25 protein-coding genes are annotated in these 22395 nt (G+C 69.1%); 10 read left to right on the forward strand and 15 right to left on the reverse strand.

What is annotated here, in order from left to right:
• Positions 1-2: 2 nt before the first annotated feature.
• Positions 3-770, reverse strand: coding sequence for a substrate-binding periplasmic protein (locus tag AC3WQY_RS07820; RefSeq protein ID WP_285231501.1), 768 nt, complete (start codon positions 768-770; stop codon positions 3-5).
• A 136-nt stretch (positions 771-906) separates the two neighbouring features.
• Here AC3WQY_RS07820 and nadA point away from each other — a divergent pair, with 136 nt between their 5' ends.
• From nadA to AC3WQY_RS07835, 3 genes are all read left to right on the forward strand, one after another.
• Entirely contained in the window at positions 907-2007 is a 1101-nt protein-coding gene (nadA, locus tag AC3WQY_RS07825; protein ID WP_285231500.1) for a quinolinate synthase NadA, read from the forward strand.
• Positions 2008-2125: 118 nt separating this feature from the next.
• Positions 2126-2422: a late competence development ComFB family protein gene (locus AC3WQY_RS07830; protein ID WP_285231499.1), complete on the forward strand. Its 297-nt coding sequence runs from the start codon at positions 2126-2128 to the stop codon at positions 2420-2422.
• 10 nt (positions 2423-2432) lie between these two features.
• On the forward strand, positions 2433-3176 hold the full coding sequence (locus tag AC3WQY_RS07835) for a substrate-binding periplasmic protein (RefSeq protein WP_492707220.1): 744 nt from the start codon (positions 2433-2435) through the stop codon (positions 3174-3176).
• 9 nt (positions 3177-3185) lie between these two features.
• On the opposite strand, the gene nadB is transcribed toward AC3WQY_RS07835, so the two are convergent.
• From nadB to AC3WQY_RS07900, 13 genes are all read right to left on the reverse strand, one after another.
• A complete protein-coding gene (gene nadB, locus AC3WQY_RS07840; protein WP_285231497.1) occupies positions 3186-4796 on the reverse strand; it encodes an L-aspartate oxidase in 1611 nt (536 codons plus the stop codon).
• Between the two features lie 65 nt (positions 4797-4861).
• The gene (locus AC3WQY_RS07845; protein WP_492707223.1) at positions 4862-5539 is read right to left on the reverse strand and encodes a substrate-binding periplasmic protein; all 678 of its coding nucleotides are present in this window, start codon (positions 5537-5539) and stop codon (positions 4862-4864) included.
• Between the two features lie 100 nt (positions 5540-5639).
• Positions 5640-7694 carry a phenylacetic acid degradation bifunctional protein PaaZ gene (gene paaZ, locus AC3WQY_RS07850; RefSeq protein ID WP_492707225.1) on the reverse strand — a complete coding sequence of 685 codons (2055 nt, stop codon included), beginning with the start codon at positions 7692-7694 and terminating at the stop codon, positions 5640-5642.
• Between the two features lie 82 nt (positions 7695-7776).
• Complete coding sequence (locus AC3WQY_RS07855) at positions 7777-8937, reverse strand: ABC transporter substrate-binding protein (RefSeq protein WP_285231494.1); 1161 nt, start codon at positions 8935-8937, stop codon at positions 7777-7779.
• 68 nt (positions 8938-9005) lie between these two features.
• A complete protein-coding gene (locus AC3WQY_RS07860) occupies positions 9006-9605 on the reverse strand; it encodes a TetR/AcrR family transcriptional regulator (RefSeq protein ID WP_285231493.1) in 600 nt (199 codons plus the stop codon).
• Between the two features lie 13 nt (positions 9606-9618).
• Positions 9619-10698, reverse strand: a complete 1080-nt coding sequence (paaE, locus tag AC3WQY_RS07865; protein ID WP_285231492.1) for a 1,2-phenylacetyl-CoA epoxidase subunit PaaE — start codon at positions 10696-10698, stop codon at positions 9619-9621.
• A gap of 3 nt (positions 10699-10701) precedes the next feature.
• Entirely contained in the window at positions 10702-11223 is a 522-nt protein-coding gene (gene paaD / locus AC3WQY_RS07870; RefSeq protein WP_492707228.1) for a 1,2-phenylacetyl-CoA epoxidase subunit PaaD, read from the reverse strand.
• Positions 11224-11228: 5 nt separating this feature from the next.
• A complete protein-coding gene (gene paaC / locus AC3WQY_RS07875; protein ID WP_285231490.1) occupies positions 11229-12005 on the reverse strand; it encodes a 1,2-phenylacetyl-CoA epoxidase subunit PaaC in 777 nt (258 codons plus the stop codon).
• A 9-nt stretch (positions 12006-12014) separates the two neighbouring features.
• On the reverse strand, positions 12015-12320 hold the full coding sequence (paaB, locus tag AC3WQY_RS07880) for a 1,2-phenylacetyl-CoA epoxidase subunit PaaB (RefSeq protein WP_285231489.1): 306 nt from the start codon (positions 12318-12320) through the stop codon (positions 12015-12017).
• A 20-nt stretch (positions 12321-12340) separates the two neighbouring features.
• Positions 12341-13342, reverse strand: coding sequence for a 1,2-phenylacetyl-CoA epoxidase subunit PaaA (gene paaA / locus AC3WQY_RS07885; protein ID WP_492707230.1), 1002 nt, complete (start codon positions 13340-13342; stop codon positions 12341-12343).
• Positions 13343-13353: 11 nt separating this feature from the next.
• Positions 13354-14664 carry a phenylacetate--CoA ligase PaaK gene (gene paaK, locus AC3WQY_RS07890; RefSeq protein WP_492707232.1) on the reverse strand — a complete coding sequence of 437 codons (1311 nt, stop codon included), beginning with the start codon at positions 14662-14664 and terminating at the stop codon, positions 13354-13356.
• Between the two features lie 6 nt (positions 14665-14670).
• A complete protein-coding gene (paaI, locus tag AC3WQY_RS07895) occupies positions 14671-15120 on the reverse strand; it encodes a hydroxyphenylacetyl-CoA thioesterase PaaI (protein WP_492707234.1) in 450 nt (149 codons plus the stop codon).
• A gap of 5 nt (positions 15121-15125) precedes the next feature.
• Positions 15126-15941 carry an enoyl-CoA hydratase-related protein gene (locus tag AC3WQY_RS07900; protein ID WP_285231485.1) on the reverse strand — a complete coding sequence of 272 codons (816 nt, stop codon included), beginning with the start codon at positions 15939-15941 and terminating at the stop codon, positions 15126-15128.
• A gap of 156 nt (positions 15942-16097) precedes the next feature.
• On the opposite strand from AC3WQY_RS07900, the gene AC3WQY_RS07905 reads away from it, so the two are divergent.
• On the forward strand, positions 16098-16709 hold the full coding sequence (locus AC3WQY_RS07905) for a phenylacetic acid degradation protein PaaY (RefSeq protein ID WP_285231484.1): 612 nt from the start codon (positions 16098-16100) through the stop codon (positions 16707-16709).
• A gap of 28 nt (positions 16710-16737) precedes the next feature.
• Positions 16738-17391, forward strand: a complete 654-nt coding sequence (locus tag AC3WQY_RS07910; protein WP_492707237.1) for a LysE family translocator — start codon at positions 16738-16740, stop codon at positions 17389-17391.
• Here the strand turns inward: AC3WQY_RS07910 and AC3WQY_RS07915 are convergent.
• Entirely contained in the window at positions 17346-18293 is a 948-nt protein-coding gene (locus AC3WQY_RS07915) for a carbohydrate kinase family protein (protein ID WP_492707240.1), read from the reverse strand. The two genes, AC3WQY_RS07910 and AC3WQY_RS07915, sit on opposite strands and share 46 nt — an antisense overlap.
• A 126-nt stretch (positions 18294-18419) precedes the next feature.
• Between AC3WQY_RS07915 and moaA the strand changes: the two genes are divergently transcribed.
• The 5 genes from moaA to moeA are packed head-to-tail and all read left to right on the forward strand — an operon-like array spanning position 18420 to position 22295.
• On the forward strand, positions 18420-19547 hold the full coding sequence (moaA, locus tag AC3WQY_RS07920) for a GTP 3',8-cyclase MoaA (RefSeq protein WP_492707242.1): 1128 nt from the start codon (positions 18420-18422) through the stop codon (positions 19545-19547).
• 2 nt (positions 19548-19549) lie between these two features.
• The gene (locus tag AC3WQY_RS07925; RefSeq protein ID WP_492707244.1) at positions 19550-19906 is read left to right on the forward strand and encodes a hypothetical protein; all 357 of its coding nucleotides are present in this window, start codon (positions 19550-19552) and stop codon (positions 19904-19906) included.
• The gene (gene mobA / locus AC3WQY_RS07930; RefSeq protein WP_492707246.1) at positions 19884-20480 is read left to right on the forward strand and encodes a molybdenum cofactor guanylyltransferase MobA; all 597 of its coding nucleotides are present in this window, start codon (positions 19884-19886) and stop codon (positions 20478-20480) included. The genes AC3WQY_RS07925 and mobA overlap by 23 nt, the downstream gene beginning before the upstream one ends.
• A gap of 19 nt (positions 20481-20499) precedes the next feature.
• Positions 20500-21006 carry a GNAT family N-acetyltransferase gene (locus AC3WQY_RS07935; protein WP_492707248.1) on the forward strand — a complete coding sequence of 169 codons (507 nt, stop codon included), beginning with the start codon at positions 20500-20502 and terminating at the stop codon, positions 21004-21006.
• Positions 21003-22295: a molybdopterin molybdotransferase MoeA gene (moeA, locus tag AC3WQY_RS07940; RefSeq protein ID WP_492707250.1), complete on the forward strand. Its 1293-nt coding sequence runs from the start codon at positions 21003-21005 to the stop codon at positions 22293-22295. The genes AC3WQY_RS07935 and moeA overlap by 4 nt, the downstream gene beginning before the upstream one ends.
• Positions 22296-22395: the final 100 nt, after the last annotated feature.

Here is a 22395-nt window from a genome sequence, read left to right on the forward strand (position 1 = left end):
GCTCAGCGATAGCGCGCCTGGGTGTCGCGCCAGGCCGCGCTCTTGGCCACCCGGTTGACCGCGCCCAACAGCCGCTCGGCACTCAGCTGGGTACGCTCGGCCAGCAGGCAATGCGTGCTCACCGAGTCCACCGTCTGCAGCACGCGCAGCTGCTTGTCGGCCGGCAGGCTTTTGTTGAAGGCCACCGCCGTGTAGCGGTTCGCCACCGCCAGCGCGGTACGGCCGCGCAGCAGCTTTTCCAGCACGCTTTCCTGCGTGGGCGCCTCGTCGGCCTGCAGATGGCCCTTGGCCAGCCAGGGCGCCAGGCTGGGGTAGTGATAGTCCACCACCACGCCCAGGCTGAGCTGTCGCGCGGCCTCCAGGTCGACCTGGCCGTTCTTGAGCGGGCCGGCAAAGGTCGGGCCGGCCAGCAGCACATCGTCCAGCGCCAGCAGCGGCAGGCTCCAGCGCGCCGCCGGCGGCACCTTGGCGAACCAGCGCGGGCTGACGAAGCAATGCATGTCGATCTTGCCCTCGGCCAGCGCCGCGTCGACGCGGCGTGGCGGCAAGGGGATGTAGACCGCCTCGGCCTTGGCCTCGCGCGCGATCTGCTCCATCAGCTCGTAGAGAAGGCCGCCGCGCAGCTCGCCGTCCTGCACCAGCGAGAACGGCGGCGCCCAGGCCTGGCCCAGCGCGAAGCGGATCTGCTCGGCCGCCTGGGCTGCCGCGCCCAGGCAGAGCAGCAGCAGACAGGCGCACAGACGCAAGGGCCATGAGCGGCTTGGGCGCATGCCTGGCTTCGACGGTATGGGCTCCCCCTCACTTCGCATGGGCGACAGTCTAGCCTGACGCCAGGGTTTGCCCTGCTGGGCTACCATGGCGACCCGGCCCCGCAGGGCTCAGAGTGCAAGCGCAAGCGCAAAGACGATGGATCAGGTTCTCTACGACTACACCCGCCAGGACGCCGAAGGCCAGAGCTGCACGGCCCATGCCTGGGCCAAGGTGCCCGCCCCGCTCAACAAGCCGCAGCGCGAGGCCCTGAAGCAACGCGCCGCCGAACTGCTGCGCGCCCACAACGCCGTGCTGGTGGCGCATTTCTATGTGGACGGCGACTTGCAGGACCTGGCCCTGGCGACCGGCGGCTGCGTGTCCGATTCGCTGGAGATGGCGCGCTTCGGCCGCGACCATCAGGCCAGCACCCTGGTGGTGGCGGGCGTGCGCTTCATGGGCGAGAGCGCCAAGATCCTCAGCCCCGAAAAGCGCGTGCTGATGCCCGACCTGGACGCCACCTGCTCGCTCGACCTGGGCTGCCCGGCCGACGACTTTGCGGCCTTCTGCGACGCCCACCCCGACCGCACCGTGGTGGTCTATGCCAACACCAGCGCGGCGGTGAAGGCGCGTGCCGACTGGATGGTCACCAGCTCCTGCGCGCTGGACATCGTCAGCGAGCTGAAGGCGCGTGGCGAGAAGATTCTGTGGGCACCGGACCGGCACCTCGGCCGCTACATCCAGGAGCAGACCGGCGCCGACATGCTGATGTGGAACGGCGCCTGCATCGTGCACGACGAGTTCAAGGGCCTGGAGCTGGAGCTGCTGCGCGAGAAGCACCCCGGCGCGCTGATCCTGGTGCACCCTGAGTCGCCGCAAAGCGTGGTGGCCCAGGCCGATGTGGTGGGCTCGACCTCGGCGCTGATCAAGGCGGTGGTGGAAGGCAAGGCGCAGGAGTACATCGTCGCCACCGACAACGGCATCCTGCACCGCATGCGCCAGCTGGCACCGGGCAAGACCCTCATCGAGGCTCCCACCGCCGGCAACAGCGCCACCTGCAAGAGCTGCGCGCATTGCCCCTGGATGGCCATGAACGGCCTGCAAGGCCTGGTGGATTGCCTGGCGCATGGCGCGGGCGAGATCCTGGTGGACGAGGCCACGCGCGTGAAGGCGCTGACCTGCATCACCCGCATGCTGGACTTCACCGCTGCGCGCCGCGCGCAGGCGGCCGGCCTAGTGCCGGGCATCGGCGCCGCCTAGCGTTCGCTCGCCCTAGGACAAGCCCCCAGCGAATAAGCCCGTCGGGGGCTTTCTTTTTGTCCGCTAGGGCGGCTATAAACGTTCTATCGTTCCTGCCCACAACCCTGGGGACAACACCATGCAGACGGTCGACTTCACCTCGCTCTACAACCACCACGAACGCGAGGTCTTCGCCGCCGTGATGCAAGAAGCACCCCGCTTCCCGGCCATCGAGGCCGACGACGATCTGCTCTGCGACGTGGCCTGCGTGGCGCTGAACCGCCTGCCGCCGCGCTACATCCGCCATGCGGTGGATTTCTCCTTCTACCTCACCGAGCCCGAGCGCCTCGAGACCGACGCCGCCATCGCCGAAGCGGTGAGCTATGCCTTCAACTTCGTGCAGGCCCGCACCGCGCTACGCGCCAAGAAGCGCTAGCCCGCGCGGCGTGCCAGCGCTGCGCACCGCGTCATGGCTGGTGGCGGCGCTCATCTGCGCCGCGGCGCAGGCACAGCAGGCGCGCATCGTCTACGCCGACTACCGCCCCTACAGCTGGCCGGAGGCCGGCCGGGCGGCCGGCATCGAAGTGGAGATTGCCGAGGAGCTGTTCGCGCGCCGCCTGGGCCTCAAGACCCAGCATCAGATCCAGCCCTGGGCGCGCGCCCAGGCCGAGGTGGCCGCCGGCAAGGCCGACGCCTTCTTCGCCAGCAGCACACCGGAACGGCTGGAATACGCGCGCCGGGTGGGCGAGCCGCTGCTGGCCTCGCAGGTCAGCGCCTTCATGCGCCAGGATGCCGAGCCTCCGCCCGCGGGGGTTTCGCTCACCCCCACCCGGCTGTGCGCCTACCGGATCGCCGCGGTGCGCGGCAACAGCTGGGTCAAGACCCACCTGGGCTGCGGCGACTACAGCCCCGCCAGCAGCACCGAGGGCCTGGTGCGCATGCTGATGCTGGCGCGCATCGACATGGTGATCGAGGACCGGCTGGTGTTCCTGGATGCGACGCAGCGCCTGCAGCCGGACGTGCAGTTCCGCGAGCATGCGCTGGGTTTCGGCAGTGCCCCGATCTACCTGCTGCTGGGCAAGCGCTCGTCCCTGCTGCCGCTGCTGCCGCGCATCGAAGCCGCGCTGGCCGCGATGCAGAAGGACGGCAGCCTCCAATCGATCCTGCTGCGACACAGCGCCGCGCCCTGATGCCCCGGCTCAGAGCTTGCGCAGCCCGCGCTCGGCGATCAGCACGGTCGGGAAGCTGACCGGCAGGGTGCGCGGGTAGTCGCGACTGAAATGCAGGCCGCGGCTCTCGTGCCTGAGCAGCGCCGAGCGCACGATCAGCTCGGCGCAGTCGACCAGATTGCGCAGCTCCAGCAGATCGCGGTTGACGCGGAAGTTGGCGTAATAGTCGTCGATCTCGCTGCGCAGCAGGGCAATGCGGTGCAGCGCGCGCTCCAGGCGCTTGGTGGTGCGCACGATGCCCACGTAGTTCCACATCAAGAGGCGCAGCTCGTCCCAGTTGTGGGCGATCACCACCTGCTCGTCGGCGTCCTCCACCTGGCTCTCGTCCCAGGCCGGCAACGGCGCGGGGTCAAGTCTTGCCTGGCCGAGGATGTCCTCGGCGCAGGTCTGGCCCAGCACCACGCATTCCAGCAGCGAATTGCTGGCCAGGCGGTTGGCGCCGTGCAGGCCGGTGTAGGCGGTCTCGCCGACCGCGTAGACGCCCGGCAGATCGCTGCGGCCCAGCAGGTCGGTGACCACGCCGCCGCAGGTGAAGTGCACCGCCGGCACCACGGGAATCGGCTCGCGCGCGATGTCGATGCCCAGCGCCAGGCAGCGCGCATGGATGGTGGGGAAATGCTCCTTCAGGAAGGCCTCGCCCAGGTGGGTGGCGTCCAGCCACACATGGTCCAGGCCATGCTTTTTCATCTCGAAGTCGATGGCGCGGGCGACGATGTCGCGCGGCGCCAGCTCCAGGCGCTCGTCATGCGCGGCCATGAAGCGGGTGCCATCCGGCAACTTCAGATGCCCGCCCTCCCCGCGCAGCGCCTCGGTGATCAGAAAACTGCGCTCCTGCGGGTGGTAGAGGCAGGTCGGGTGGAACTGGATGAACTCCATGTTCGCCACCCGGCAGCCGGCGCGCCAGGCCATCGCGATGCCGTCGCCGGTGGAGGTGTCAGGGTTGGTGGTGTAGCGGTAGACCTTGCCGGCGCCGCCGGTGGCCAGCACCACGGCGCGCGCCGCCAGCGTCTCGACGCGCTTGGTGTCGATGTCCAGCGCATAGATGCCGTAGCAGCGCGGTTCCTCCTCGCGCTGCACGTGGCGCGAGGTGATCAGGTCCAGCGCCATCCAGCGTTCGCGCAGGCTGATGTTGGGATGGGCCTTGGCGGCGGCCAGCAACTGGTCGTGGATGGCCTTGCCGGTGGCGTCGGCGGCATGGGCGATGCGGCGCACCGCATGGCCGCCCTCGCGCGTCAGGTGCAGGCCCAGCGGGCCGTCGTCGTCGGGGGTGAAGGGCACGCCCTGCTGCACCAGCCACTCCACCGCCTGCGCGCTGCGCTCGGCGATGAAGCGCGCCGTGCCCTCGTCCACCAGGCCGGCGCCGGCGTCCCGGGTGTCGCGCACATGGCTCTCGATGCTGTCGTCGCGCCCCAGCACGCCGACGATGCCGCCCTGCGCCCAGGCCGTGGCGGCCTCGGTCAGCTCGCGTTTGGCCAGCACCACCACGGGCACCCGGTCGGCCAGATGCAGGGCCACCGTCAGACCGGCCAGACCGGCCCCGACGATCACCACCGGGGACGCATTCGTATCAGCAGCATGCATGAGAAGGGCTTCCTGGCCAGCCGGGCCGCGACAACAAGAGGGCCTGATTCTATGCAGCGCTGCTCTCAGTAACCGGACAGCACGTCATCCTGCACCTTCTGGATGAAGCGCTCTTGTTCCAGCTCACGCATCACCGCCGTGAGTCGCGGCAGCAGGAGCTCGTGCTTCTTGTTCAGGTAGTGGAACACCGGGAAGGCCGCCAAGGCGGGCTGCAGCACGCGCACGCCGTTGAACTGATGCTGGCGCAGGCTGGCCAGCCCGGATATGCGGTTGGCCAGCACGAGCTCGGTGCGCCCCAGCTCCAGCTTGGTAAACGCCTGCTGCAGGGTGGCCACCGTCTCGATCTGCATGCCCACCGTGTTCTCTTCGATGACCTTGATGCCCTTCACGAAACCCAGCTTGTAGGGCCGCAGGCTCTCCCAGCCGCGCACATTGAACTGGCGCGCCTTGCTGAACACCACGATCTCGTACTGCTGCAGGGCCACCGGCACCATCAGCAGATTGGGATAGGCCTTGTCGATGCCGGCGCGGCGGTAGAGCTCGCCATCGGTATCGCCGCTGTTGGCGCTCAGCAGCGAGCGCTCGCCGGGCATCGCCTTCACCTCCAGCTCGCGGCCGATGCGCCGGTAGGCCTCGCGCAGGATGCGCTCGGCGACGGTGGTGGCCGGGTCGGGATCCAGCAGCGTGGACACCTGCATCAAGACCTGACCCCAGGCCGGCCCCAGGGGCAAACCGAGCGTCATTGCGGCGAGGGCTGATCTGCGATTGAGCATGCTGGCTGCCTATGGGAGACAGCCTAGCACAGCGCCGCCGCGCCGCAACTGCGCGGTGCCGCGGCGGTGCTCAGGCCGCCTTCTTCGCCACCAGGGTCAGGATGTCGTAGCTCGCCACCAGCTCGCCGCGCTGGTTCAGCACCTGCACGTCCCAGGCCACCACGCCCTGCGGCGGCTGGTCGGGGCGGTTGCCGCGGTCGATGCGGCGCTTGCAGGTCAGGCGCGCCTGGATGGTGTCGCCGATCGCCACCGGATTGACGAAGCGCAGGGTGTCCAGGCCGTAGTTGGCCAACACCGGGCCGGGTGCGGGCGAGACGAACAGGCCGGCCGCGGCGCTGAGCACGAAGTAGCCATGCGCGATGCGCTGGCCGAACTGCGTGTCCTTGGCCGCGATCTCGTCGAAGTGCATGTAGAAGAAGTCGCCCGAGATGCCGCCGAAGTTGACGATGTCGGCCTCGCTCACGGTGCGGCGATGCGTCAGCAGCGAATCGCCGATCTGGATCTCTTCGAAGTACTTGCGGAAGGGGTGGACCGCGTCTTCCTGCACCTTGGCGCCACGCTGGTATTCGCCGGTGATGGCCGTGATCATGGTGGGCGAGCCCTGCACCGCACAGCGCTGCAGGTAATGCTTGACGGCACGGATGCCGCCCAGCTCCTCGCCCCCGCCGGCGCGGCCCGGGCCGCCATGCTTGAGCTGCGGCAGCGGCGAGCCGTGGCCGGTCGATTCCTTGGCGGCTTCGCGGTCCAGCACCAGCAGGCGGCCGTGGAAGGCGGCGGCGTGATAGACCGCCTGGGCGGCGATCGCCGGCGTCTTGGTGACCACCGAGCCCACCAGGCTGCCGCGGCCCTTGGCGGCCAGCTGCAGCGCCTCGTCCAGCTCGGTATAGGGCATCAGGGTGGAGACCGGGCCGAAGGCCTCGACGTTGTGCACCGTCTCGTTGGCAAAGCCGTCGCGGCACAGCAGCAGGGTGGGCGCGAAGAAGGCGCCCTCGGCCACGCCCTCGCCCACCGGTGCAAAGCCGTCGCGCTCGCCCAGCACGATCTCGTTGCCGGCCGCCAGCAGCGCCAGGCGCTCGGCCACATCGCTCTGCTGGGCCTTGGAGGCCAGCGCACCGATGCGCACGCCCTCCACCGCCGGGTCGCCGACCTTGAGCTTCTTCAAGCGATCGCGCAGCGCCGCGGCCACCGCGTCGATGTGCTGCGCCGGCACGATGGCGCGGCGGATGGCGGTGCACTTCTGGCCGGTCTTGGCGCTCATCTCGCGCGCCACTTCCTTGATGAAGAGCTCGAACTCGGGATCGTCCGGCGTCACGTCGGGGCCCAGGATGGCGCAGTTCAGGCTGTCGGCCTCGCCGTTGAAGGGCACCGAGCGACGCACCAGGTTGGCGTTCACGCGCAGCATCGCGGCGGTGTCGGCCGAGCCGGTGAAGGTGACCACATCGGTCTCCTCCAGGCGGTCCAGCAAGTCGCCAGAGCCGCCCACGATCAGCTGCAACGCGCCGGCCGGCAGCAGGCCCGACTCGTGGATCAGGCGCACGCAGGCCTCGGCCACATAGGAGGTGGCGGTGGCCGGCTTGACGATGCAGGGCATGCCCGCCAGGAAGCTGGGCGCGAATTTCTCCAGCATGCCCCACATCGGGAAGTTGAAGGCGTTGATGTGCACCGCCACGCCGCGCTTGGGCACGAGGATGTGCGAGCCGATGAACTGGCCCTCCTTGCCGAGCTGGATGGCCGGGCCCTCATGCACCACATTGCTGGAGGGCAGCTCGCGCCGGCCCATGCTGGCGTAGGCGAACAGGGTGCCGATGCCGCCCTCGATATCGATCCAGTTGTCCGAGCGCGTGCCGCCGGTGTGGGCCGAGATCGCGTAGAGCGTCTCCTTGCGCTCCATCAGATGGGTGGCCAGCGCCTTCAGCAGGGCCGCGCGCTGCTGGTAGTCCAGCTTCAGCAGTGCGGGCAAGGCCTGACCCCGGGCATAGGCCAGGCTCTCGCCGAAGTCGATCGCGTCGGCATGGGTGAGCGCCACCGGCCGGCCATTCACGGCGCTGTGCAGGGTACGCGCGGCGGTCTGGCCGATCCAGCGGTTGGCAATCAGGCTTTGCAGGATGGGAGGGGTGGCGCTCATGGCAAACCTCGTTCGTTTCGGAGTCAGGATGAAAGGCGGGCCCTCGCGGGCCCGCTCAGACAGGCGCAGCGCGCGGGAGGGATCAGGGCTGGTATTTCCAGCCGCCGTTCTCGATCTTGACCATCACGCGGGCGCGCTGGTCCAGACCCAGGTGGTCCTTGTCAGACATGGTGAACACGCCATGCGCGCCGGGCAGTTCCTTGACGGCCTCGAGCGCGTCGCGCAGCGCCGCGCGGAAGGCCGGCGTGCCGGGCTGGGCCTTCTTCACCGCGGCGGGAATGGCCGCCTGCAGCAGCAGACCGGCATCCCAGGCATGGCCGCCGAAGGTCGAGACATTGCCCTTGCCGAAGGCGGTTTCGTACTTGGCCACATAGTCCAGCGCGCTCTTCTTCACCGGGTGGTCGGCCGGCAGCTGATTGGCCACCAGCACCGGGCCCGAGGGCAGCAGCGTGCCTTCCACATCCTTGCCGCCGACGCGCAGGAAGTCGTTGTTGGCCACGCCATGGGTCTGGTAGTACTTGCCGGCGTAGCCGCGTTCCTTGAGGGTCTTCTGCGGCAGCACGGCGGGCGTGCCCGAGCCGGCGATCAGGATCGCATCGGGCTTGGCGGCCACCAGCTTCAGCACCTGGCCGGTCACCGAGGTATCGGTGCGGTTGTAGCGCTCGGCCGCCACCACATTGATGCCCTTGATGGCGGCAATCTTGGTGAACTCTTGGTACCAGCCCTCGCCATAGGCGTCGGCAAAGCCGATGAAGCCGGCCGTCTTCACGCCGCTGGCGGCCATGTGCTGGACGATCGCCAGGGCCATCATGATGTCGTTCTGCGGCGTCTTGAAGACCCAGCGCTTCTTCGCATCCACCGGCTCGACGATGCGCGCCGAGGCGGCCATCGAGATCATCGGCGTGCTGGCCTCGGAGACGGCGTCGATCATCGCCAGCGAGTTGGGCGTGACGGTGGAGCCGATCACCACGTCCACCTTGTGCTCGGTGATGAGCTTACGGGTGTTGGCCACCGCGGTGGTGGTGTCGGAGGCATCGTCCAGCACGAAGTAGTTGACCTTCTGGCCGGCGATGGTGGCGGGCAGCAGGCTCAGCGTGTTCTTCTCGGGAATGCCCAGCGAGGCGGCCGGCCCGGTGGCCGAGACCGTCACGCCCACATTGATGTCCGCCCAGGCCTGGCCCAGCAGGGTCAGGCCGGCCGCCAGGGCCAGCAGGGACTTCTTCAGAATCAGCTTGCGTTGCATCGTCTTGTCTCCGTTGTCGTTGAAATTTCGCGTGAGGGAAAGCATGCGCATATTCGGGCCGCCAGCCTTCACGAGGCTTGCACGGCGCCCAGGCCGCCGAAAAACAGATCCGCCACCATCGGCGCCAGCGCTTCGTAGGTCAGCTCGCCGTCGGGCTTGAGCCAGGTGAAGGTCCAGTTGATCATGCCAAACAGCAGCATGGTCAGCGGCTTGTGCAGCTTGGCCGCCTGCAGCTCGGGGCGCACCGCGGCCACCGCGTCGGCAAAGGCCGCCACCACGCCGCGCTCGATCGCCAGCAGGCGCTCCTGATCTTCGGGGTTGAGGAACTTGGTGTCCTCGGTAAGTACCCGGTGCTGGTTCTGCGCCTCGCCATAGGCCTGCATGAAGCGGGCGATGAGCGCGCGCAGATGCGCCTGGGGGGCCAGGTCTTGCTCGCGCACCTCTTCCACCAGCGCGGCAAGGTCCTCCACATGGCTCTCGCAGATCTGCACCAGCAGCTCGTGCTTGTCGCGCACATAGTGGTAGAGCGTGGGCTTGCTGACCTCGCAGGCCTCGGCCACCTGGTTCATCGAGGTGCCGGGGTAACCCTGGTTGGCGAACAAGCGCGCCGCCTGCACGAGGATGGCCTCACGCGTTGCGTCGAATCCGGGAGCTCTGCCTCTGGCCATTTAGCGGTTCTTCTTAGCGTTCATCGAAGGAGATCACCACGCGCGGCGTCAGCGCATGGGCTTGGCAGCTGAGGATAAAGCCTGCCGCGACCTCGTGTTTCTCGAGCGCGAAGTTCTTGTCCATGCGCACCTGCCCCTCGACGAGCTTGCAGCGGCAGGTCGAGCACACGCCGCTCTTGCAGGAGAACGGCACCTCCAGACCGGCGCGCGCGGCAGCGTCCAGCAGGCTGGGGTCGCTCTTGCTGAATTCGAACTCGCGCGCCACGCCGTCGCGGATCAGCGTCACGCGGGCGCTGTCGGCGTCCTCGGCACGCACCTCGTGCGGCGCCGGCTTGCCCTGCTGCATCTCCACCGTGCCGAAGCGCTCGATATGGATGCGCTCTTGCGCCACGCCGGCCGCCAGCAGCGCGGCCTCGGCCTCGTCGTTGACCTGGTAGGGCCCGCAGATGAAGGCCTCGGAGACGCTGGCCGGGTCCACCAGGGCGCCGAGGAATTCGGCGATCTTCTCGCGGTTGAGCATGCCGGCCATCAGCGGCGAATCGACCTGCTCGTCGCTGAACACATGGTGCAGCGAGACGCGCGTCAGGTACTGGTTCTTCAGATCCTCGATCTCCTCCTTGAACATGGTGGAGGCCTGGCGGCGGTTGCCGTAGATCAGCGTGAAGCGGCTGGCCGGCTCGCTGGCCAGCACCGTCTTCATGATGGAGAGGATGGGGGTGATGCCCGAGCCGCCGGCGATGCCCAGGTAGTGGCGCTCGGCCTTGGGGTCCAGCGGCACGAAGAAGCGGCCCTGCGGCGGGAACACCTGGATCACGTCGCCGGCCTTCAGGCTGGCGTTGACCCAGTTGGAGAACTTGCCGCCATTGACCTTGCGCACGCCCACGCGCAGCTCGCCGTCGTCGATGCCGGCGCAGATGGAGTAGGAGCGGCGCAGGTCCTCGCCGTTCACGTCGGCACGCAGGGTCAGGTATTGCCCCTGGGTGAACTTGAAGGTGTTGGCGTCGGCGGCCGGCACATCGAAGCTGACGATCACGGCTTCGTCGGTGTCGGGACGGACTTCGCGGACACGCAGCGGATGAAAGTGGAGGCTCATGATTCAGATGGGCTTGAAGTGTTCGAAAGGTTCCAGGCAGGCCAGGCAGCGGTACAGCGCCTTGCATGCGGTGGAGCCGAAGGCCGAGAGCTTTTCGGTGCGCTCGGAACCGCAGCGCGGGCAGGCCAGCTTGGTGAGCGAGGCGCGGTGCACCAGGCGGACGGGCTGGGCCCGGTCCGGACCGGCCGGCCCCGGCGGCGCGATGCCATAGGCCTTGAGCTTGGCTTTGCCGGCCTCGCTGATCCAGTCGGTGGTCCAGGCCGGCGCGCGCTGCATGGTGATCTGGATCTCACCGAAGGCGGCCAGCGCCGCGCGCACATTGTCCTGGATCAGCTCGGTGGCGGGGCAGCCCGAATAGGTGGGCGTGAGCACCACCTCCAGGCCGCCGGCGGTTTCCTTGAGGTCGCGCACGATGCCCAGCTCGTCCAGCGAGATCACCGGCACCTCGGGGTCGGGGATCTGGCGCAGCACTTCCCAGGCCGCCTCGAGGCGCCCGCAGCTGTTGGCGATCGGCAACTCGCTCATGGCGCTCACCAAACTCCGTTCGGATAGGCGCGCTGCAGGTACTGCATCTCGGCCAACATATGGCCCATGTGCTCGCTGTGGATGCCGACGCGGCCGGCCGGCACATAGGCGCTGGCCTTGGGCTGGGCCAGGCCGGCCTCGCCGAGGATCTCGTCCATCGCGGCCTGCCAGCCGGCCTTCAGCTCGCTCCAGGCCGGGCCCAGCTTGCTGCCCACGGCGGCGGCGTCCACCGCGTCGTCGGCGAACAGCTCGTTGAAATAGGGCCACAGCGTGGCCAGCGCCGCTTCCAGGCGCGCCCTGGACTCGGCCGTGCCATCGCCCAGGCGCAGCACCCAGTCGGCCGCATGCTGCTGGTGGTATTGCGCTTCCTTGACGGCCTTGCCGGCAATCGCCGCGACCTCGGCATCGCTGGACGACTGCAGGCGCTGCCACAGCCCCAGCAGCCAGCTCGCCACCGCGAAGTTGCGCAGCGTGGTGAAGGCGAAGTCACCGCGCGGCAGCTCCATCAGCACCGGGTTGAAGTACTGGCGCTCGTCGCGCAGAAAGGCCAGCTGGTCCTCGTCGTGGCCCTGGCCATCGAGCTGGCCGGCGCGGGTCAACAGGCCGCGCGCCTGGCCCACCAGGTCCAGCGCCATATTGGTGAGCGCCAGATCCTCTTCCAGGATGGGGCCATGGCCGCACCACTCGCCCAGGCGCTGGCTGAGGATCAGGCAGCTGTCGGCAATGCGCAGCAGGTAGCGGACGTCGGCCTTGTCGCCGACCTTGATCGATTGAGTGCTCATCGCCCTGCCTTACATGTGGTTCACGGATTCGGGCAGCTCGTAGAAGGTCGGGTGGCGGTACACCTTGTCTTCCATCGGATCGAAGTACATGCCCTTCTCGCCCGGGTCCGAGGCCACGATCTGGCTGGACAGCACCACCCAGATGCTGGTGCCTTCCTGGCGGCGCGTGTAGACCTCGCGCGCCAGCTGCACGGCCATCTTGGCGTCGGCGGCATGCAGGCTGCCGCAATGCTTGTGGTCCAGGCCGGCCTTGCTGCGCACGAAGACCTCCCACAGAGGCCATTCGTTCTTCGGGGCTTGTTGTGCGTTGCTCATGGTGTCGTGCTCCTCGGGGCTCAGGCGGCTTGCGCCTTGGTGGCTTGTTTGCTGGCATGGGCGAGTGCGGCTTCGCGCACCCATTCGCCCTCGTCCCAGGCCTTCACGCGGGCGGCCAGGCGTTCGCGGTTGCAGGGGCCGTCGCCACCCACCACGCGCCAGAACTCGGCCCAGTCGATGCGGCCGAACTGGTAATGCTCGGTCTCGGCGTTCCATTTCAGATCGGGGTCCGGCACGGTCACGCCCAGCACCTCGGCCTGCGGGATCGTCGCGTCCACGAACTTCTGGCGCAGATCGTCGTTGGAGATGCGCTTGATGCCCCAGCGCATCGACTGCTCGGAGTTCGGCGAGTCCTTGTCCTCGGGGCCGAACATCATCAGAGACGGCCACCACCAGCGGTTCACGGCGTCCTGCACCATCGCCTTCTGCTCGGACGTGCCGTTCTGCATCATCACCAGCAGGCTCTCGTAGCCCTGGCGCTGGTGGAAGCTCTCCTCGCGGCAGATGCGGATCATGGCGCGTGCATAGGGCGCATAGGAGCAGCGGCACAGCGGCACCTGGTTCATGATGGCCGCGCCATCCACCAGCCAGCCGATCACGCCGATGTCGGCCCAGCTCAGCGTCGGGTAGTTGAAGATCGAGCTGTACTTGGCGCGGCCGGTGTGCAGGGCCTCCAGCATCTGGTCTCTAGAGGTGCCCAGGGTCTCGGCCGCCGAGTACAGATACAGGCCATGGCCGCCCTCGTCCTGCACCTTGGCCAGCAGGATGGCCTTGCGCTTGAGCGTGGGCGCGCGCGTGATCCAGTTGCCCTCGGGCAGCATGCCGACGATCTCGGAATGCGCGTGCTGGCTGATCTGGCGCACCAGGGTCTTGCGGTAATGCTCGGGCATCCAGTCCTTGGCCTCGATGAAGTCGCCCGCATCGATGCGCGCCTCGAAGGCCTCGCTGCGCTGCTTGTCCTCGGCGCTCTGGACTTTCGCGGCGGTCTCCTGCGGGCCGACGCTCATGGCTTGGGTGTACATGCGGGTACTCCTTACTTAGGTCTTTGGTCGATGACCCGGCGGGCCTTGCCCACCAGCGTGCGTTCAATCGATTCCGGCGCCCCGATCACCACCTTGGTGGAGACGCCGATCAGGGTCTTGATGCGGTGCTGCAGCGATTTGGCGATCTCGCCCACATTGGCGCTGTTGACGGCCACCGGCTGCAGCTCGCAGCGCACCTCCACCGCGTCCAGTGGGCCGTCGCGCGTGATGACGATCTGGTACTGGCCCGAGAGCTGCGGCTCCTGCAGCACCAGCTCTTCCACCTGGGTGGGGAACATATTGACGCCGCGGATGATCAGCATGTCGTCGCTGCGGCCGACGATCTTGCCCATGCGGCGCATGCTGCGCGAGGTGGGCGGCAAGAGGCGCGTCAGGTCGCGGGTGCGGTAGCGGATGATGGGCAGCGCTTCCTTGGAGAGCGAGGTGAACACCAGCTCGCCCTCCTCGCCGTCGGCCACCACCTCGCCGGTCTCGGGATTGATGATCTCGGGATAGAAATGGTCTTCCCAGATCACCGGGCCGTCCTTGGACTCCACGCATTCGCTGGCAACACCTGGCCCCATCACCTCGGAGAGGCCGTAGATGTCCACCGCGTCGATGCCGGCCTTGCCCTCGATCTCGCGGCGCATCGCCTCGGTCCAGGGCTCGGCGCCGAAGATGCCCACCTTGAGCGAGCTGTCGCGCGCGTCCAGGCCCTGGCGCGCGAACTCCTCGATGATCACCTGCATATAGCTGGGCGTGACCATGATGGCGTCGGGCCGGAAGTCCTGGATCAGCTGCACCTGCTTCTCGGTCTGGCCGCCCGACATCGGGATCACCGTGCAGCCCAGCTTCTCGGCGCCGTAATGCGCACCCAGGCCGCCGGTGAAGAGGCCGTAGCCGTAGGCGATGTGCACGATGTTGCCGGGGCGCACGCCGGCGGCGCGCAGCGAACGCGCCACCAGGCCGGCCCAGGTGTCGATGTCCTTGAGCGTGTAGCCCACCACCGTCGGCTTGCCGGTGGTGCCCGAGGAGGCATGGATGCGCGCCACGCGCTCGCGCGGCACGGCGAACATGCCGAAGGGGTAGTTGTCGCGCAGGTCCTTCTTGGTGGTGAAGGGGAACTTCGCCAGATCGGCCAGGGTCTTCAGATCGCTGGGGTGCACGCCCTTGGCGTCGAAGGCCGCCTTGTAATGCGGCACGTTGTCGTAGGCCTGCTTGAGCGACCATTGCAGGCGCTGCAGCTGCAGGGCCTGCAGCTCGTCGCGGCTGGCGGTTTCGATGGCTTCCAGATCGCCGGGGGCGGGGGACTTGACGGACATGGGGGCTTACTCCTGAGCGCCCGAGGCAAGACCTGGCACCACGGGCTTCCCCTTGATGCGATAGGACTTGCCGCGGAACACGGCCACCAGCTGCTGCTGCTGGTTGCGAATGGTGATGTCATAGACGCCGGTGCGGCCGGCAAGCGAAATCTCGCTCGCCACCGCGGTCAGCGTGTCGTTCAAGCGGGCCGGCGCGACGATGTCGATCGCGAAACCCGAGGCCACCGTCAGCTCGTTGTACGAGTTGCAGGCGAAGGCAAAGGCCGAGTCGGCCAGGGTGGTGATGAAGCCGCCATGGCAGATGTCGAAGCCATTCAGCATGTCTTCGCGCACCCTCATGGTGAGCGTGGCGGCGCCCGGCGCCACCGCAGTGATTTCCATGCCCATGCCCTTGGAGGCACGGTCATTGGCGAACATGCCGTCGCGCACCGCTTCGGCGATTTGTTGAGGCGTCATGGGATTCAGCGGTCGGTGAACTGCGGGGCGCGCTTTTCCATGAAGGCCTGCACGCCTTCCTGGTAGTCGGCGGCAAAGCCCAGATGGCTCTGCATCACCGCCTCGAGCTTCATGGCGTCTTCGTAATCCAGGCTCATCGCCTCGTCGAAGGCGCGGCGCGTCTCCACCAGGGCGCGCGTCGGCAGGGCGGCCAGCTTCAGCGCCACGGCCTGCGCGGTGGCGGCCAGGTCGGCGTCGGGCACGCAGCGGGCGATCAGGCCCATCTGCACCGCCTCGGTGGCGCTGAGCTTCTCGCCCATGAGGGCCAGCTGCAGGGCGCGGGCGCGGCCCACCAGGCGCGGCAGCAGCCAGGTGCCGCCGCAATCCGGGATCAGGCCGATCTTGGCAAAGGCCTGGATGAAGTTGGCCGACTGGGCCGCGATCACGAGGTCGCAGCCCAGCGCGAAATTGGCGCCCGCCCCGGCCGCCACGCCGTTCACCGCGCACACCACCGGCACCGGCATGGAGCGCACGCGCAGGGCGAGCGGGATGTAGTAATGGTCCAACAGGGTGCCGATGTCCTTGGGCTTGCCGCCGGGCTCGAACTCCGGCTTGATCATCGCGTCGGAGAGATCCTGGCCGGCGCTGAAGGCGCGGCCGGCGCCGGTGATCACCACCGCGCGCACGCTGTCGTCGCGCGCCGCCTCGTCCAGCGCCGTGCGCAGCATCGAGAGCAGCTGCGTCGTGAAGGCATTCAGGGCGGCCGGCCGGTTCAGCGTCAGGGTGCGCACCGCGTCATCCTGGGTGATCAGCAACGGCGACTCGGCGTTTTCTAGCGTCATGGGCACAAACCTCAAACACGAAGAACAGGGAGATGCTTTGATCAGTCACAAACACTCTTGACCGACCGGTCGGTAGATCGTAAGGTCCAGCTTGATTCAACACAAGACCTATTCACGTCGGGGTAAACCCTTGACGCATATCAGGAGAGCGAAGCCATGCCCTGCTACTCGATCGACGGCGTGATCCCCGTCGTCCATCCCGACGCCTTCGTCCATCCCACGGCCGTGCTGATCGGCGACGTGCATGTGGGGCCGGGCTGCTATATCGGCCCGCTGGCGTCGCTGCGCGCCGACTTCGGCCGCATCGTGCTGCACGAGGGCGTGAACGTGCAGGACAGCTGCGTGATCCACGGCTTCCCGGACTCGGAGACCCTGGTCGAGCGCAACGGGCATATCGGCCACGGTGCGGTGCTGCATGGTTGCGTGGTGCGCCACGACGCCCTGGTGGGCATGAACGCGGTGGTGATGGACGAGGCCGAGGTGGGCGCCTACAGCATCGTGGCCGCCTGCGCCTTTGTGCGCGCCGGGCTCAAGCTGCCCGAGAAGTCGCTCATCGCCGGCCTGCCGGCCAAGGTCATGCGCCCGCTCAGCGAGGACGAGATGCGCTGGAAGCTGGAAGGCACGCAGACCTATCAAGACCTGACCCTGCGCTGCCGGGCCACGCTGCAGGAGGTCAGCCCGCTGGCCGCGCCCGAGCCCGGCCGCGCCCGCCTGCAGGTGCGCGGGCCGCAGACCCTGGTGGCCAGCAAGCGCGGCGAGAGCGCCTGAGCCGGGTCGCTAGCCTTACAGTGCGGCCATGGATGGCGCGCCTGTACTCATCAGCTTTCTCAAGGCCCTGCTGATCGGCGTCTCGATCGCCGCCCCGGTGGGGCCGATCGGCCTGCTGACGATCCAGCGCAGCCTGCAACTGGGGCCGCGCGCCGGCCTGGCTACCGGCCTGGGGGCGGCGGTGGCCGATGCCCTCTATGGCGCGGTGGGCGCCTACGGCGTGCACACGCTGATCCAGGCGCTGACCGCCGCGCGCCTGCCGCTGGCCCTGGGCGGCGGCGCCTACCTGCTGTGGATGGCGCTGCAGCTGCTGCGCGCGCCGGTCGGCAGCGCGGCGGCCCAGGCCGGCAAGCCGGCATCGGCCTGGCGCCATTTCGGCAGCACCCTGCTGCTGACCCTGGCCAACCCCGCCACCATCTTCTCCTTCATCGCCATCTTCGGCGCGCTCGCCGGCAGCGGCGCGGCGGCCAGCCCGGCGGCGATGGTGGCGGGCGTGTTCATCGGTTCGGCGCTCTGGTGGCTGCTGCTCAGCAGCGGCGTGGGCCGGCTGCGCGGCCGCTTCGACGCGCGCTGGCAGCGGCGCGTGAACCGGCTCAGCGCCGCCGTCCTGGGCGGTTTTGCGCTCTGGCAGCTGGCTCAGGCGGCCCAGACCTTGACCTGCGGCGCCAGCTGTTCCAGCTGAGTCAGGCTGGGCGGCGCGGCACCGGCCGCGGTGCAGGCCGCGGCGCCGGCCGCCACCGCCCAGCGCAGATGCTGCTCGGGCGCGGCCTCGGCATGGTGCATCAGGCTGTAGAGCAGGCCGGCCATCGAGGCATCGCCCGCGCCCACGGTGTCCACCACCGCCACCGCGGGCGGCTGGGCATGGAAGTCTCCGCGCGCATGGAACAGGCTGGCCCCCTCGGCGCCGCGCGTCAGCATCACGGTGGCGAGCGGGTTCCAGGCGCTGATCTGGGCCAGGCCGGTGTGGTAGTCCGGGCTGCGGAACAGGCCGCACAAGTCCTCGTCCGACACCTTGATGACGTCGGCAATGCGGCACATGCGCTCCAGCGTCTCGTCATAGCTGGAGTCCATCAGGCTGCGATAGTTCGGGTCGAAGCTGATGCGCTTGCCCTGGCTCTTGAGCTTTTCGGCCAGCTCCAGCAGGCGCCGCGCGAGCGGCTCGCGCACCAGGCTGATGCCGCCGAAATGCGCCCAGCGCAAGGCCCTGCGCCAGCCCGAGGGCAGGCCGTCGGGCTGGAAATGCAGGTCGGCGCTGTCGTCGCCGATGAAGAAATATTGCGGCGGTTGGGTCTCGTGCACCACCGCCAGCAGCGGCGACTTGGCGAACTGCTGGATGAAGCGGGGGTCCAGGTTGGCATCGGTGCTGGCCTGCCAGAGCTCCTGGCCGAACACATCGTTGCTGATGCCGCCGGCAAAGGCGCTCAGCTCGCCCAGGCGCGACATCGCCGCGGCCACGTTCCACGGGGCGCCCCCGCAGACCGAGCGCCAGGTGTCGGGGCCGGTTCGTATCAGGTCGGTGAGTGCTTCGCCGAAGGAGACGAAGCTGGGAAGGTCCGGGTGCAGGACCGAGGTAATCACTGTCATGCCCGCATTCGACCCGCTGCCGGCCTCGACCGCAAGCCCCTCTAAGGTGGCCCCACACTTGATCTAGGGCAAAACCGACCAACCCCAGGCCCGCCAGGGACGAGCGCAGAGGGCACAATCCGCCGCATGACAGACGGCGTGATTCCCCTGATCGACCAGCGCTTGGTGGCGCTGGTGCCGGCCGTGCCGCGCGAGCTGCCCGCCGCCACCGGCCTGCTGGCCGATGCGCTGGGCCGGCCGCTGCGCGATCTGCGCATCTCGGTCACCGACCGCTGCAACTTCCGCTGCAGCTACTGCATGCCCAAGGAGGTGTTCGATCACTACCACGAGTTCCTGCCGCATGCCGAGCTGCTGAGCTTCGAGGAGATCACCCGGCTGGCGCGCATCTTCGTGGCCCAGGGGGTGCAGAAGCTGCGCCTCACCGGCGGCGAGCCCTTGTTGCGCCGCCACCTCGAACGCCTGATCGAAATGCTGGCCGGCCTGCGCACCGTCGAGGGCGCGCCGCTGGACCTGACCCTCACCACCAATGGCTCGCTGCTGGCCAAGAAGGCGCGCGCCCTGAAGGATGCCGGGCTGCAACGCGTCACCGTGAGCCTGGACGCGCTGGACGACGCGGTGTTTCAGCGCATGAACGATGTCGGCTTCCCGGTCGCCGAGGTGCTGCGCGGCATCGAGGCGGCGCAGGCCGCGGGCCTCACGCCCATCAAGGTCAATATGGTGGTCAAGCGCGGCAGCAACGACGACCAGATCCTCGCCATGGCGCGGCATTTCCGCGGCACCGGCGTGGTGCTGCGCTTCATCGAATACATGGACGTGGGCGCCAGCAACGGCTGGCGCATGGACGAGGTGCTGCCCTCGGCCGAGCTGCTGGCGCGCTTGCGGGCCGAGTTCGCGCTGCAGCCGCTCTCGGCCAGCGCGCCGGGCGAGACCGCCGAGCGCTGGGCCTATGCCGACGGGGCGGGCGAGATCGGCCTGATCTCCAGCGTCACCCAGGCCTTCTGCGGCGACTGCAACCGCGCGCGCCTGTCCACCGAGGGCAAGCTCTACACCTGCTTGTTCGCGCACCGCGGCCACGACCTGCGCGCGCTGCTGCGCGAGCAGGGCCGCAGCGATGCCGAGATCGCCGGCGCGCTGGCGGGCGTGTGGGCCGGCCGCAGCGACCGCTATTCGCAGCTGCGCGGTGCCAACGCGGGTGATGCCGGCGGCGAGGCGCGCGGCGAGCGCCGTATCGAAATGCATTACATCGGAGGCTGAGCATGAGCCCGGCGCTGCCGCCCCTGCCCTCCGAGCCCTTCACCGCCTGGTTCACCGCGCGCCTGCGCCGCCGCCTGGCCTGGGCGCTGGCGGCTTCCCTGGCCCTGCCCTGGGCCGGCAGCGAGTTTGCCAAGCAGTTCGTGCAGCCCGGCCTGCACAACGACGCCGCCCGCGCGGCCCTGCTGATCGACTACATCGCGATCGGCACCGCCCTGTTCGGCCTCAGCATGGTGCTGACCTGGCTGGTGGGGGCCTGGGTCACCGCGGTGATGAAGGGGCCCACCCATCTGGGCGACGCCTTCCCGCCCGGCAGCCACCGGCCCAGCCCGCGCGACGATGACCAGCAGCAGCGCCGCTGACATCACCGGCCTGCTGCTCTGCGGCGGCCGTGGCAGCCGCATGGGCGGGGTCGACAAGGGCTTGCAGCCCCTGCAAGGGCGGCCGTTGGTCGAGCATGTGCTGGAACGCCTGGGCCCCCAAGTGGGCACGCTGCTGATCAATGCCAACCGCAACCTGGCGCGCTATGGCGCCTATGGCCATGCGGTGCTGGCCGATGCCTCCGCGGACTATGCCGGCCCGCTGGCCGGGCTGCTGGCCGGCCTGCAGGCCTGCCGCACGCGCTGGCTGCTGGCCGTGCCCTGCGACGCGCCACGCCTGCCGCTGGACCTGGCGGCTCGGCTGCTGCGGGCCGCCGAGCGCGAAGGCGCGACCGTCGCCCTGCCCGTCACCGAGCGCGTCCAGCCGGTGTTCTGCCTGCTCAGGCAAGACCTGGCCCCGAGCTTAAGTACCTACCTGGCGGGCGGCGGCCACCGCGTCGAGGCCTGCCTGCGTGCCCAGCCGCATGTGCTGGTTCCCTTCGACCGCGACGGCGATGCCGCCGCCTTCTTCAATGCCAACAGCCTCCATGAACTCCAGCGCCTTGCCGCAGACTGAGCAAGCGCAGCTGCGCCTCATGCAAGCCGCCGACCTGGCGGACTACAAGGCGCTGCGCGATGCCATGCTGCTGCGCCACGAGGACGCCTTCACCTCCGACGCCGCCACCGAGGCCACCCGCCCCGCCGCCAGCTACCAGCCGCGCCTGCACGCCAGCGTGGGCGGCAGCGCCCTCTTCACCCTGGTGGCCTGGCAGGGCGGCCGCATGGTGGCGGCGCTCACCTGCGAGCGCGAGCCGCGCCAGAAGGTGCGCCATGTGGCGCATCTGGTGGGCATGATGGTGGCCGACGCGAGCCAGGGCCAGGGCCTCGGCCGGCGTCTGCTGACCCAGGCCCTGAGCCTGCTGCGCAGCGAGCCCGAGCTGGAGCTCGTGACGCTCAGCGTCAGCGCCGGCAATGTGGCGGCGCTGCGCCTTTACGAAGGCGCGGGTTTCACGCGCTACGGCCTGCTGCCGCGCGCCATCCGCCTGCCCGACGGCCGCTACATCGACAAGGCCTTGATGGTCTGCCCGTTACGCAAGCCATGACGCACCTCATGACACTCAGCCTCCAAGACATCGCCAGCGGCCTGCCCGGCTACGAACCCAATGACCTCGAAGTGGGCCTGGCCCAGGCCTTCATCGCCCGCCTGCTGCCGCGCGTGCAGGCGGTGGAGAAGTTATCGCTGCGCAGCGCGCTCGGTCGCGTGCTGGCGGCCGACCAGATCTCGCCGATCGCCGTGCCCGCGCATGACAACTCGGCGATGGACGGCTACGCCCTGCGCGGCAGCGAGCTGAATGCCGCCGGCCCGACCCGCCTGCGCGTGGCCGGCACCAGCCTGGCCGGCGCCGGCCAGGCGCAAGACCTGCCCCCCGGCTGCTGCCAGCGCATCATGACCGGGGCCCTGATGCCCGCGGGGCTGGATACGGTGGTGCCGCAGGAGCTGAGCGCACGCGACGGTGATGCGATCGTGATCGCGGCCGGCAGCCTGCAGCCCGGCGCCAACCGCCGCCGCGCCGGCGAGGACCTGGCCCTGGGCAGCGTGGCCCTGCCCGCCGGCCGCATCCTGCAGCCCGCTGATCTGGGCCTGCTGGCCTCGCTGGGCCTGGCCGAGGTGCCGGTGTTCCGCCGCCTGCGCGTGGCCTTCTTCTCCACCGGCAACGAGCTGCGCTCGCTGGGCGAGCCGCTGCCGCCCGGCTGCGTCTACGACAGCAACCGCTACACCCTCTGGGCCATGCTGCAGCGCCTGGGCGTGGACGCGCTGGACCTGGGCGTGGTGCCCGACGATCCGCAAGCGCTGCGCAGCGTTTTCGCCCAGGCCGCCGCCTGTGCCGACGCCGTCATCACCTCGGGCGGCGTGGGCGTGGGCGAGGCCGACCACACCAAGCGCATCATGAGCGAACAGGGCGAGGTGCTGTTCTGGCGCCTGGCGATCCGCCCGGGCCGCCCGATGGCGATCGGCCGGCTCGGCAAGAGCCCCGACGCCCCCCTGCTGTTCGGCCTGCCCGGCAACCCGGTGGCGGTGATGGTGGCCTTCTACGCCTTCGTGCGCGAGGCCTTGCTGGTGATGGGCGGGGCAAGACCTGCCCCCCTGCCCCTGCTGCGCGCCGCCAGCACGCGCGCGCTGCGCAAGCGCCCGGGCCGCACCGAATACCAGCGCGGCATCGTCAGCCGCGGGCCCGACGGGCGCTGGCAGGTGGAGATCACCGGCGACCAGGGCTCGGGCATCCTCTCCAGCATGAGCCGCGCCAACGGCCTGGTGGTGCTGGGCCACCGGCAGGGCGAGGTGGCGGCGGGCGACGAGGTGGACGTGCTGCCCTTCGAGGGCCTGATCTGAGCAAACACGCTCTAGGCCCTGCCTCGCCGGACGCATAAGCGTCTGCGCATTGCGCATTTGGGGCCGGGGCAGCGGCCGCCTAGAGTCCGGCCACCCCCAT

This window comes from Roseateles sp. FW301-B2 (genome assembly GCF_058788955.1).